Here is an 11,797-nt window from a genome sequence, read left to right on the forward strand (position 1 = left end):
CCCCCACGGGGCCAGCGCTTGCTTCATTCGCGGTCGAGACAGCCTTCGGCGGGCCCTGCACTGATGCCATGCGCGCGGCACAGCGATGTGGGAGCGGTCTTGACCGCGAGCTTCCAGCGAAGCTGCGCTATCAGAAAGTTCGGTCATCGATGGCGGACGCCCATCCGCCCCCTTGACAATGGGCGATCCACAGCCCACATCAATGCAGCATTGTCGACGGGCTGTACCCATTCGGCTCCGCCCGCCCCGCCGCAAACTCCGCCTCGACGCGCCCTCGCATAGCATCGGCGCCCTGCGGGAAGCCACTGCGGTCGCTGTAATCCCACTCGGTCACCAACTGGTTTTCGCTCGCCAAGCCCTTGGCACAGGAAATATCCAGTGCGGTGATGCCGGCCACAGCACCTGCGGCGATGGCTGCGTTGACCTGCTCGGTGCCGTTTTCAATGCTCAGGCCGAGCCCGGCCAGATCCAGCACGTCACCGCCGATGCGGCCGTAGATCCAGGGTTTGGGATCATCGCTCAGCAGCAGGCCGATACCGGCTGCCACTTCGCGGGCGCCGCAGGCGCGAATCAGCCCCTCGTGCCCGGGCACGCCAAGAAAGCGCGCCAGCTTGCCGGGCATGGCCAACTGCGCAACGCCCAGCCCGATGCTGAACCAGCCGAGGCTACGCGCGAGTGAACGGGCGGAATGATTGGTACGGGTTACTCGATGTGGAACGCTCATGAATCTCTCCTCAGGACGCCGTCTGAATAGCGAGACAACTGCAGCGGACTCTGTGAAAACGTAGCGAACGCAGATCAGGCGGGGCGAAGACAGGCTAAAAAAGCGGGGTTCACGAGCCGTAAATAGGCTCTTTATTAGCCTGTCTTCAACGCAGCATGGCCGAGCGCGGTGTGTTCACAGGGTCTGGCTCAGGGTTTGAGAACGACCTTGATGCAGCCGTCATGCTTGTCGCGGAAGGTCTTGTACATCTCCGGCCCCTGCTCGAGGCTGACGCTGTGAGTGATGACGAATGACGGATCGATCTGACCTTCCTGGATACGCTTGAGCAGGTCATCGGTCCAGCGATTGACGTGGGTCTGCCCCATGCGGAAGGTCAGCCCCTTGTTCATTGCTGCGCCGAACGGGATCTTGTCGATCAGCCCGCCGTATACGCCTGGAATCGAGATGATGCCGGCCGGACGGCAGACGTAGATCATCTCGCGCAGCACGTGCGGCCGATCGCTCTCGAGCATCAGCGCCTGCTTGGCGCGGTCGTACATGGAATCGATCGAGCGCGCCGCGTGTGCCTCCATCCCAACCGAGTCGATGCACTTCTCCGGGCCCTTGCCACGGGTCAGCTCCTTGAGACGTTCGAGCACGCTTTCCTCATCGAAGTTGATGGTGATGGCGCCGCCGGCGCGGGCCATGGACAGCCGCTCGGGCACGTTGTCGATACAGATGACCTGCTCGGCGCCCATCATCACCGCGCTGCGAATGGCGAACTGGCCGACCGGCCCCGCGCCCCAGATAGCAACAGTGTCGGTGGGCTGTATGTCGCATTGCGCCGCGGCCTGCCAGCCGGTGGGCAGAATGTCACCGAGGAACAATACCTGCTCGTCAGTCAGACCATTGGGGATCACCACGGGACCGACATCGGCATAGGGCACGCGCACGTATTCCGCCTGGCCGCCGGCATAGCCGCCGGTGAGATGGGTGTAGCCGTACAGACCGGCGGTGGTGTGGCCGAAGACCTTGTCAGCGATGTCCTTGTTGCGGTTGGTGCGCTCGCAGACCGAGAAGTTGCCGCGCCGACACTGGTCGCATTCGCCGCAAACGATGGTGAAAGGCACCACAACACGGTCGCCAACCTTGAGCTTCTTGTTCGCGGAGCCGACTTCCATGACCTCGCCCATGAACTCGTGACCGACGATGTCGCCGTGCTTCATGCCCGGCATGAAGCCGTCGTAGAGGTGAAGGTCAGAGCCGCAGATGGCGCAGGAGCTGACCTTGATGATGGCGTCGCGCGGGTCTTCGATTGAGGGGTCCGGGACGTGGTTATCGCAGCGGATATCGTGCTTGCCGTGCCAGCGAAGCGCTCTCATGGAAAAATCTCCTGGTCGGGTGTCTGGAACGCCGCCGTGGTGTTTCTTCCTGATGTTTCGCCGCTGGGCGGCAGCTGCTCCTGGTCCGATTGCTGCCATGCGGCAGAGCTACGGCGTGCGCGCTATCAGATTTTTAGTAAGCGCGGCTGCGGCAGAGTTGCCTGAATCCAGCGCAATGCGGCGAATCGCCGACGGGCTGTCATGCATGAGGCGGCGTCGAGATGAAGGCTGGACGCTTTGCGCCGCTGGATCGACGCCGAACGACCTCGGGCCTGTGGGAGCGGCCTCGACTGCGAAAATGAATGGTCAAACCGCACGAGCGAATCGCCTGACCAAGTAGCAAGCGTCACGGCCCGAAGCGTCACGGCCCGATACCGCGGAAATGACAACGAACCCGCATCGGTGCATCACTTCGTTCGCGGTCGAGACCGCTCCCACGAAAAGCACCGCAGCGAAGCAGCCCATGCCTACAAAGCAGGCGCGACGCTCAATGCTGCTGCCCCGCCGCATTTAGCGCCGCGAAAAATTGAGGTCAGTGCTGGGATGGGAGCAGCCGTCGCCCCAAGAGCACACCAGAGCCGGCTGTAGGCGCGAGCTTGCTCGCGAAAAGGGCGGGCGCGGTTCGAATGCCATGTCGAGCAGCGCTCCCAAGCCGCCGCGACCGAGATGCGGGCGCTCTCTCAGCCCTTGCCCGGCCGAACGGAGGCATAGCCGTTGCGATAGCTGGGATATTGCGGCACCCACCCAAGCGCCCGCGCCCGCGCGTTGCTGCAGCGCTTGCTACCAGCGCGGCGGGTCATTGTCTGCTCGGCCCATTGGGTAACGCCCAGCCGCTCGCGCAGCCAGTCGACCACTTCGTGCAGCGGCGCCGGATCATCGTCGACCCCCAGATAGCAATCTTCCAGATCGCCTCCATTCAGATCGGTCTGCAGCAGACAGGCCAGGAGTGCAGCCGCATCGTCGCGATGGATACGGTTGCTGTATTGCGGCGGATCGCGTTCGACCCGCAACCCCGCGCGCACCTGGTTCTGCATCCACGGTCGCACCGGGTCATACAACCCGGCCATGCGCACCCGCGTCACCGGAAGCCCGCAGCCAAGCGCCAGCTGTTCGGCCTCGAGCATCACCTGGCCGGTGTAGCCGTTGGGCTCAGTGGCCGAGGCTTCATCAATCCACTCGCCACCGCTCTGCGCGTAGACACCGGTGCTGGAAAGAAAGAACACGCGCTTCGGCCGCTGGCCCCGCTGCTCCAGCCAGCCAAGCGCGTTGCGCAGGCCATCGACATAGGCCTGCCGGTAACCGGGTTCGTCGTGCTGACTGGCCGAGGCGGCATAGACCAGGTAGTCCAGATTGCCATTGGGCCAGCCACGCGGGACCGCGCTCGAGGTGAGGTCTCCACGTACTGGCAGGATCGGTACCGGCAGGCTAGCGGCCTGACGGCGCAGGCCGTATACCGTCCAGCCCGCGCGGCTCAGCCGCAGGCCGAGGCGAATACCGACATCGCCGCAGCCGGCGATCATTACAGAGGGTCGAGATGCCATGACGGTTGCTCCTTAACCGATGCGGACCATCGATTCGGCCCGCCTTTCATGAGTGTACTGCTGTCAGCAGGATTCACACTGATCACTTAATAAGGGAACGGCTGCTGGCCAGTTGGTTCGAACACGAGCAAAGGCTATGCTAGCCCGCACCCTGATGGAATAACCCTATGACTCTGACCGAACTGCGCTATATCGTCACGCTCGCCCAGGAATCACACTTCGGCCGCGCCGCCGAACGGTGTCACGTCAGCCAGCCAACCCTCTCGGTGGGCGTAAAAAAGCTCGAGGACGAGCTCGGCGTGCTGATCTTCGAGCGGACCAAGAGCGCGGTGCGGCTGACCCCAGTCGGTGAAGGCATCGTCACCCAGGCACAGAAGGTACTCGAACAGGCGCAAAGCATTCGCGAGCTGGCCCAGGCGGGCAAGAATCAGCTGGCGGCGCCGCTCAAGGTCGGCGCCATCTATACCGTCGGCCCTTACATGTTCCCGCACCTGATCCCGCAGCTGCACCGCGTGGCGCCGGACATGCCGCTGTATATCGAGGAAAACTTCACCCACGTGCTGCGCGACAAACTGCGCACCGGCGAGCTGGACGCGATCATCATCGCCCTACCGTTCCAGGAAGCGGACGTGCTGACGCTGCCGCTGTATGACGAGCCGTTCTACGTGCTGATGCCGGCAAACCATCCGTGGTCGAAAAAGGACACCATCGACAGCGAGATGCTCAACGACAAGAGCCTGCTACTGCTGGGTGAAGGCCACTGCTTCCGCGATCAGGTGCTCGAAGCCTGCCCGACCACCCGCAAGGGCGAGGCCCCGAGCCACACCACGGTTGAATCCTCGTCGCTGGAGACCATCCGCCACATGGTCGCCTCGGGGCTGGGCGTTTCGATCCTGCCGCTGTCCGCCGTCGACAGTCATCACTATTCGGCCGGTGTGCTGGATATCCGTCCGCTGACGCCACCCGTGCCGTTCCGCACCGTGGCCATTGCCTGGCGCGCCAGCTTCCCTCGCCCACGAGCGATCGAGGTGCTGGCCGACTCCATCCGCCTGTGCTCGGTGGCGAAACCGCCCGCCGACAAAGCCTGATGCCATGAGCGAGCTGGCGGCAGTCCCGGTGACTGCAATCAAGGGCGTCGGCGCAGCCCTGGCCGAAAAGCTCGCCAAGGTCGGTCTGGAAACCCTGCAGGACCTGCTGTTTCATCTGCCACTGCGCTACCAGGACCGTACCCGCATCGTACCCATCGGCGCGCTGCGGCCCGGACAGGATGCGGTAGTCGAAGGCACCGTCACCGGCGCCGATGTGGTGATGGGCCGGCGGCGCAGCCTGCTGGTGCGCCTGCACGATGGCAGCGGCAGCCTCAGCCTGCGCTTCTACCATTTCAGCCAGGCACAAAAAGAAGCCCTCAAGCGCGGCACCCAGGTGCGCTGCTATGGCGAGGCCCGACCGGGCGCCTCGGGTCTGGAGATCTACCATCCCGAATACCGCGCGCTGACCGACAGCGAGCCGGTAGCCGTCGAGCAGACGTTGACCCCCATCTATCCAACCACCGAAGGCCTGACCCAGCAGCGTCTGCGGCAGCTCACCCAACAGGCGCTGGCTCGGCTCGGCCCGCACAGCCTGCCCGACTGGTTGCCCGACGAGCTCGCACGCGATTATCGACTGGCACCATTGGACGAGGCCATTCGCTACCTGCACCGGCCACCCCCGGATGCTGATCTCGAAGAGCTCGCCGAGGGTCGTCACTGGGCACAGCATCGCCTGGCGTTCGAGGAACTGCTGACCCACCAATTGTCGCTGCAGCGGCTGCGGGAAAGCGTTCGTGCCCAACATGCGCCACCCTTGCCAACGGCGCGCAGCCTGCCGCAACGTTACCTGCACAACCTCGGCTTTCAACCCACCGGCGCGCAACAGCGGGTCGGCGCCGAAATTGCCTATGACCTCGCCCAGGACGAGCCGATGCTACGCCTGGTGCAAGGCGATGTCGGTGCTGGCAAAACCGTGGTCGCTGCGTTGGCCGCGCTGCAGGCGCTGGAGGCTGGTTATCAGGTGGCGCTCATGGCACCGACCGAAATTCTCGCCGAGCAGCACTTCATCACCTTCTGCAAATGGCTCGAGCCGCTCGGCATCGAAGTCGCCTGGCTGGCCGGCAAACTCAAGGGCAAGGCGCGTACAGCCGCGCTGGAGCGCATCGCCGCTGGCTGCCCGATGGTGGTCGGCACCCACGCGCTGTTTCAGGATGAAGTGCAGTTCCGCCGCCTGGCCCTGGTGATCATCGATGAGCAACACCGTTTCGGCGTGCAGCAGCGCCTGGCCCTGCGCCGCAAGGGCGTCGATGGCCGGTTGTGTCCGCACCAGCTGATCATGACTGCCACGCCCATTCCGCGGACCCTGGCGATGAGCGCCTATGCCGATCTGGATACCTCGATCCTCGATGAATTGCCGCCCGGCCGTACCCCGGTGAATACCGTGCTGGTGGCGGACAGCCGGAGAATGGAAGTGATCGAGCGGGTGCGCTCGGCCTGCAATGAGGGTCGCCAGGCCTACTGGGTCTGCACCCTGATCGAAGAGTCCGAGGAGCTCACCTGCCAGGCCGCCGAAACCACGTTCGAGGACCTGTCAGCGGCGCTCGGCGGGCTCAATGTAGGGTTGATTCATGGCCGCATGAAGCCAGCCGAAAAAGCCGCGGTGATGGCCGAATTCAAGAAAGGCCGGCTGCAACTGCTGGTGGCGACTACGGTGATCGAAGTGGGCGTCGACGTGCCCAACGCCAGCCTGATGATCATCGAGAACCCCGAGCGCCTGGGCCTCGCCCAGTTGCACCAGTTGCGCGGGCGGGTTGGCCGGGGCAGCGCAGCCAGCCATTGCGTATTGCTCTATCACCCGCCGCTTTCGCAGATCGGCCGCGAACGGCTGGGGATCATGCGCGAAACCTGCGACGGCTTCATCATCGCGGAAAAGGATCTGGAGCTACGTGGCCCCGGCGAAATGCTCGGCACCCGGCAGACCGGCCTCTTGCAATTCAAGGTCGCCGACCTGATGCGCGACGCCGATCTGCTGCCGGCCGTACGCGATGCTGCGCAGGCGCTTCTTGAACATTGGCCGCAGCATGTAAGTCCCTTGCTGGAACGCTGGCTGCGCCATGGCCAGCAATACGGGCAAGTCTGACACTCGTCGGTAAACCCAAACCGTACTAATCATGCGGCTATACTGCGCCGCATGGGAATAAGACGGATCACTTGCTCATGAACTCGGCTGTCGACACAACAACTTCAATTTCGCCACCCGCGCTTATCGTCCAGCTTCTGGACAAGCTGGCGCTGCCCTACCGGACACGCGACGATAGCCCAGAGCTGGACCCCGCGCAGCGCATACAAGCGGTACTGGTCGACGATGCCATCGGTGCGTTGCTGGTGCTCTTCCCGCGCGACCACCTGCTTGACCTTTCCCGCGTGGGTGAGCTCACCGGGCGTCAGCTGTTGGCGGTCAAGCCGGATCGCCTGTCACGCATGCTTTCCAAGCACAGCCTGCAGGTCCTGCCAGGGCTGCCGCCACTGACCAGTTCACCCTGCCTGTATGAAGAGCGGCTGCTGCAGCAACCTGCGCTGTTCATCGACAGCGGTCAGCCCGGCCTGCTTCTGGAAATGGCCAGCCATGATTTCAAACAGTTGCTCAGCAAAGCCAGCGCCGGCCAGTTTGCCGTTCCGCTGATTACCATCCAGCCGAACCTTGACCGTCCTGAAGAGGACAGCGCGGACATCACCAAGGCGGTGCAAAGCTTCACCGCCCGGCGCATCCAGAAGCGGCTGGAGGAAACCATCGAGATTCCCCCGCTGGCACAGACGGCGCAGAAGATCATCAAACTGCGTGTCGACCCCGAGGCCACGGTGGATGACATCACCGGCGTGGTCGAGACCGACCCGGCATTGGCCGCGCAAGTGGTCAGCTGGGCCGCTTCGCCCTACTACGCCGCGCCCGGCAAGATCCGCTCGGTGGAAGATGCCATCGTGCGGGTGCTCGGCTTCGATCTGGTGATTAACCTGGCGCTGGGACTTGCACTGGGCAAAAGCCTGAGCCTGCCCAAGGACCAGCCCCAGCAGGCCACGCCCTACTGGCAGCAGTCGATCTATACCGCAGCGGTGATCGAAGGGTTGAACCGCGCCATCCCGCGCACCCAGCGACCCGAGGCGGGTATCAGCTATCTGGCCGGGTTACTGCACAACTTCGGCTATCTGGTCCTCGCGCACGTCTTTCCGCCGCATTTCTCGCTGATCTGCCGACACCTGGAGGTCAACCCGCATCTGAATCACAGCGTGATCGAACAGCATCTGCTGGGCATCACCCGTGAGCAGATCGGCGCGTGGCTAATGCGCTACTGGGGGATGCCTGACGAGCTGTCGACGGCACTGCGCTTCCAACATGACCCTCACTATCAGGGCGAGCATGCCGGGCATGCCAACTTGGTCTGCCTGGCAGTCCGGCTGCTACGTAACCGCGGCATCGGCTCCGGCCCCTACAGCGAGATTCCGCAGGATCTGTTCGATCGCCTCGGGCTGAGCCGTGACAAGGCACACGACGTGGTAAACAAGGTGCTCGACGCCGAAGCCGCGCTCCGTGCCCTGGCGATGCAGCTGCATCCCTCGCAGTGACCCTGGCAGCGGCGCCTACCGCGGCGCTGCTGCCTGCCTAACGCCGCCGTTGTGCGGCGGTCAGCCGTTCGCGCGGAAGCTCACCCGCGCGTCGACCAGCCCCTCCCCGACCTGGCTGATGCTGACCTCGGCGAGGCTCGCGCCTGCGGTTTGCAGCTCATCGAACCAGCGCAACAGCGCGCCGTAGGATGCGCCGGGAAGCGTGACCTGCAGGCTGCCGTCATTGCCGAAATCGAAGCTCTCGATGGTCAGGCCGCTCTGCTGCGCACTTTGCGTTACCAACCCCTGCAGCTGCTCCGGCGCCAGTGAAACCGGGTTACTGCGCGACATCTGCCGCGCCAGCTCGGTGTTCTGCTCGAGATAAGCATGCAACTCGCGCTGTTGCTGGAAGTAATCCCGGGCATCGCGTGCGCGCTGCTGTGCAGGCGCCCAAAGCAACAGGTAGAACAGCACCACCAGCAAAAAGGCGCCGAGCAAGCTAAGCGACAGGCGCTCACGGGGTTGCAAACGTTGCCAGCGCAGCCACAGAGGCGATTCGGCCAGGCGCACGCGCATCTGTTGTCTCAAGTTCATCCCTGACCTCCTATGACTACGCGCGCGCTGACCGCATCGCCGTCCCTGCTGGCGGAGCCCAGCTGAACACTTTCCCCGGTCTCGCCCAGACGCTGACGCAGCTGCTCCAACGCGGCGAAATCGCTGGCGCGCACCTGCAGGGCCAGGTCACCACGGGCCTGGTTGAAATCAAGCTGCCCGATCGACACAGGAATGCCCTCGGCCAGGGCCAGCGACACTTCGTTCAGCAAGCGCATGAATTCTGCCGACGCACCGGCGCTCTGGCCGATATGTGCGTCGAATTGCGCACGCAAATTGACGATGCGTCGGTCCTCGGGAAACAGCTCGGTATAGAGCGCGCGACTCGCGTCGGCATAGCGCTCGGCCTGACTTTCCAAGGTCCAGGCCTGGACCAGGTTGAACACCAACTGCACGGCCAACACCAGCGCCAGCACGACCATGACCGGCTTCCACTGGCCGAGCCCGCTACCCGCGGCATGGATGGCAAAGTCGCCCTGGGCCAGGTTGAGCGCAGCGGCGCGTCCCGAGGCGAGGAACCGGTACGGCTGGTCAAGCTGCTGGTAGTCGTCCAGCGGCGCCGGCGCTGCGTTCAGGGTTCCGTGCCCGTGATGGGGCGCGGGGCACTGGCTGGCCAGGTGCGGCCATTGCGAACTGTCGAAGGCCAGCCGGGCTTCCGGGCTGCCGCCGAGCAACGCGCGGCCGTCGATGAACAGCAGCTGGGTGCCGTCGCGTGGCAACAGGTCGGCATCGACATGAATCGCGACAATGGTCAGGCCGAGCGCCTTGAGATCCTCCAACCAGTTGGCCAGCAACTGCCGGCGGATGGCGATGACCCGCCGCCGCCCATCTTCCAGCGCATCGCCATGAGTCAGGTGCAGGTCATCGACATTCTCGGCGAGCAGTTCTTCCACCGCATAGGCCAGCGCCTGATTAACCCAGCGCGCCTTGCGGGTCGGCAGATTGACCGCAAAGGAGCTACAGACCTCGGCCGGCAGCAACAGGGTCACCGCCGCCGGGGCCCGTTCGATGACATTGGCCAGCGGCATCCAGCCGTCGTCACCTTCGCCCGGCAGCCAGTAGACGCGGGTGTCGCGGTCGATCCGGGCGCCGCAATCGGCGGGCAGAAACAGGCAGTCCATCGGCTATCGATCTCCGTCATTGGTTGGTCGGGGCAGCCGTGGCGGCTGTCCCAGGTTGCGCTGCAGCACGCGGACATCGCCGTTTTCCTCACGCCGCAAGCGACTCACCAGCGCCAGGCGGCGGTCCGCCAGGCGCACCTCGCTGATGGCCTGGAAGAATTGACTGGTCACCGCGATATTGGTGCCTTGAAGTTGGACACCGCTGAGCGCCGGTTGCGCCATGAACGTGGCCGTGTCGCGAAACGGGGTGGCCTGCCGCGCTTTCACCAGCGACTCGGCGGCGCTGGGGCTGAGGCTGTCGGCGAGGCTGGACAACACCATGGCACTGGCCGTGTTGATGTTCAGCGGTGTATCAGCCGGCAGCACGCTGACGTACGGCGCCAGTCGCTGAAAATCCTCGTCGCGCATGCCGAGCAGCAGACGCAGCTCGGACAGATCCTCAAGTCGCCTGCCCGCCGTACGATAGGGCGGATCAAGCAGCAGATAGGCATTGTCCTCCGCACCAAACTCGCCGCTGGGTTGCTGGTCGCTGTCGATCCAGTCCACCAGCCGCTCGCCATAGGGCTCGGTGATCTGCAGGCGCAGCAGCAACCGGCGAAACTGGGCAAGGGCTGCCGCGTTGGGCTGCTGCTCCTGCACCAGGCTGTTGAGATTGAAGCGCCCGGCCAGATCCTCGATGCGTACCTGAACCTGCCCCTGTCCGTCATCGAGATCGTAAGCCGGTTGCGGCAGCGCCCAGGGTTCCAGCAGATGATCGACCGCCGGTTGCCCTGTGCCCTGGCCGGACAGCTGCAGATCGCGGCGCAGCAGGGTCTGCGCCAGCGCCTCCCCGCCCAGTGCGAAATGCCAGGCCTGGCGTGCCTGCAGCTGGTTGCCGGTGCCCCGGATCGACAACTGCTGACGCGCAATCATTCCGGCGCAGATCACCGTGACGATGGCGACCACTAGCAGCACCGTGATCAGCGCGACGCCGCGCTGCGCTTTCATTGCATTTCTCCCACGCCGCCGGGCTCCGGCACGCCCTGGGAGTCGGGCTGGATGAATTGCGGTGCCGGGGTCGGGCCGTCCGGCAACCGCAGCAGGCGGGTGATGGTGCCGTAACGCTGGTGGTCGACCGAGACCTCCACGGCAAGCGGCAACCGCCGCGCCTGTTCCTCCGGATTACCGCGACCGAAATCGAACGGTGGCCATTCCTCGTGCCAGGTGTTCTCCGCGTCCAGATAGCGCAGCCGCAGCGCCTGCACGTTGTCGAGCACGGGCTGCACCCGTGGCTCGCTGTCGACATCGCGGTCGAGCACCACCCAATAGACCCGCTCCAGCCTGTCGCCAGCCAGTCGCCAGCGCACCCGCTGCAGGTTGGCCCGGCGCATGCCGGTGGGGTTTCGCCAACCGCTGCGGGTCAGCTCCAGCGATACGCCGTCCTCGGAGCCGGCCATCTGGCCGATGAACGCATTCTGTTCGTCGCCGTAGCCGTCGCGCACCGGTCGCGGCATGGCCTGAGTGAGGTCCCGTTCCAGGCTCCACATCGCACGACCGAGTTCACGCAGCTGGACCTCCTGCGCACGTACCACTTCGTCGCTGCGCATCACCGCTTCAAGCATGCGATAGGTGGCCAGACCCAACAACGCGAACAGCGCGATGGCGATCAGCAATTCGAGCAGCGTGAAGCCTGCCATGGCGCGACGCGTGCGGATCGTCATGGGTCAACGCCAGCGAAGCCCGTGAGGCTGGTCACCGCGCGCTCTTCGATAGAGCCGGTCGCGCCGCCGCGCCGCTGCTCGGCGGCAGCGACCCAGACGCGAATACGCAG

The 11,797-nt window shown here is 64.6% G+C and carries 10 protein-coding genes; 3 read left to right on the forward strand and 7 right to left on the reverse strand.

The window, feature by feature from the left end; translation table 11 throughout:
- Positions 1-199: 199 nt before the first annotated feature.
- The 3 genes from PSTU_RS0112445 to PSTU_RS0112455 form a co-directional block, all read right to left on the reverse strand.
- On the reverse strand, positions 200-724 hold the full coding sequence (locus tag PSTU_RS0112445) for a hypothetical protein (protein WP_019341361.1): 525 nt from the start codon (positions 722-724) through the stop codon (positions 200-202).
- A 188-nt stretch (positions 725-912) separates the two neighbouring features.
- Positions 913-2,085 (reverse strand): zinc-dependent alcohol dehydrogenase, encoded by a 1,173-nt coding sequence (locus PSTU_RS0112450; protein ID WP_019341362.1) that lies wholly within the window; start codon positions 2,083-2,085, stop codon positions 913-915.
- A 680-nt stretch (positions 2,086-2,765) separates the two neighbouring features.
- Positions 2,766-3,626, reverse strand: coding sequence for an oxidoreductase (locus PSTU_RS0112455; protein ID WP_019341363.1), 861 nt, complete (start codon positions 3,624-3,626; stop codon positions 2,766-2,768).
- 167 nt (positions 3,627-3,793) lie between these two features.
- Between PSTU_RS0112455 and PSTU_RS0112460 the strand changes: the two genes are divergently transcribed.
- The 3 genes from PSTU_RS0112460 (at position 3,794) to PSTU_RS0112470 (ending at position 8,275) form a co-directional block, all read left to right on the forward strand.
- Positions 3,794-4,714 (forward strand): hydrogen peroxide-inducible genes activator, encoded by a 921-nt coding sequence (locus PSTU_RS0112460; RefSeq protein ID WP_019341364.1) that lies wholly within the window; start codon positions 3,794-3,796, stop codon positions 4,712-4,714.
- 4 nt (positions 4,715-4,718) lie between these two features.
- Positions 4,719-6,794 (forward strand): ATP-dependent DNA helicase RecG, encoded by a 2,076-nt coding sequence (gene recG, locus PSTU_RS0112465; protein WP_019341365.1) that lies wholly within the window; start codon positions 4,719-4,721, stop codon positions 6,792-6,794.
- A 77-nt stretch (positions 6,795-6,871) separates the two neighbouring features.
- Positions 6,872-8,275: an aminoacyl-tRNA deacylase and HDOD domain-containing protein gene (locus PSTU_RS0112470; RefSeq protein WP_019341366.1), complete on the forward strand. Its 1,404-nt coding sequence runs from the start codon at positions 6,872-6,874 to the stop codon at positions 8,273-8,275.
- A 60-nt stretch (positions 8,276-8,335) separates the two neighbouring features.
- On the opposite strand, the gene PSTU_RS0112475 is transcribed toward PSTU_RS0112470, so the two are convergent.
- Genes PSTU_RS0112475 through gspJ form a run of 4 tightly spaced genes read right to left on the reverse strand, consistent with a single transcriptional unit; the run spans position 8,336 to position 11,687 of the window.
- Positions 8,336-8,848: a type II secretion system protein M gene (locus PSTU_RS0112475; RefSeq protein ID WP_019341367.1), complete on the reverse strand. Its 513-nt coding sequence runs from the start codon at positions 8,846-8,848 to the stop codon at positions 8,336-8,338.
- Positions 8,845-9,987: a type II secretion system protein GspL gene (gene gspL / locus PSTU_RS0112480; protein ID WP_019341368.1), complete on the reverse strand. Its 1,143-nt coding sequence runs from the start codon at positions 9,985-9,987 to the stop codon at positions 8,845-8,847. The genes PSTU_RS0112475 and gspL overlap by 4 nt, the downstream gene beginning before the upstream one ends.
- Positions 9,988-9,990: 3 nt before the next feature.
- Positions 9,991-10,974, reverse strand: coding sequence for a type II secretion system minor pseudopilin GspK (gene gspK, locus PSTU_RS0112485; RefSeq protein ID WP_019341369.1), 984 nt, complete (start codon positions 10,972-10,974; stop codon positions 9,991-9,993).
- On the reverse strand, positions 10,971-11,687 hold the full coding sequence (gspJ, locus tag PSTU_RS0112490) for a type II secretion system minor pseudopilin GspJ (RefSeq protein ID WP_019341370.1): 717 nt from the start codon (positions 11,685-11,687) through the stop codon (positions 10,971-10,973). Before gspJ ends, gspK begins: the two co-directional genes overlap by 4 nt.
- Positions 11,688-11,797: the final 110 nt, after the last annotated feature.

Origin of the sequence: Stutzerimonas stutzeri SDM-LAC (assembly GCF_000235745.1) — a bacterium.
Lineage (GTDB): Bacteria > Pseudomonadota > Gammaproteobacteria > Pseudomonadales > Pseudomonadaceae > Stutzerimonas > Stutzerimonas stutzeri_H.

Excerpts from the sequence above, each read along its gene's own strand:
- gspK (WP_019341369.1), bottom strand. The coding sequence starts at position 10,974 with ATGAAAGCGCAGCGCGGCGTCGCGCTGATCACGGTGCTGCTAGTGGTC.
- recG (WP_019341365.1), top strand. The coding sequence starts at position 4,719 with ATGAGCGAGCTGGCGGCAGTCCCGGTGACTGCAATCAAGGGCGTCGGC.
- gspL (WP_019341368.1), bottom strand. The coding sequence starts at position 9,987 with ATGGACTGCCTGTTTCTGCCCGCCGATTGCGGCGCCCGGATCGACCGC.
- PSTU_RS0112455 (WP_019341363.1), bottom strand. The coding sequence starts at position 3,626 with ATGGCATCTCGACCCTCTGTAATGATCGCCGGCTGCGGCGATGTCGGT.
- PSTU_RS0112470 (WP_019341366.1), top strand. The coding sequence starts at position 6,872 with ATGAACTCGGCTGTCGACACAACAACTTCAATTTCGCCACCCGCGCTT.
- PSTU_RS0112460 (WP_019341364.1), top strand. The coding sequence starts at position 3,794 with ATGACTCTGACCGAACTGCGCTATATCGTCACGCTCGCCCAGGAATCA.
- PSTU_RS0112475 (WP_019341367.1), bottom strand. The coding sequence starts at position 8,848 with ATGAACTTGAGACAACAGATGCGCGTGCGCCTGGCCGAATCGCCTCTG.
- PSTU_RS0112450 (WP_019341362.1), bottom strand. The coding sequence starts at position 2,085 with ATGAGAGCGCTTCGCTGGCACGGCAAGCACGATATCCGCTGCGATAAC.
- PSTU_RS0112445 (WP_019341361.1), bottom strand. The coding sequence starts at position 724 with ATGAGCGTTCCACATCGAGTAACCCGTACCAATCATTCCGCCCGTTCA.
- gspJ (WP_019341370.1), bottom strand. The coding sequence starts at position 11,687 with ATGACGATCCGCACGCGTCGCGCCATGGCAGGCTTCACGCTGCTCGAA.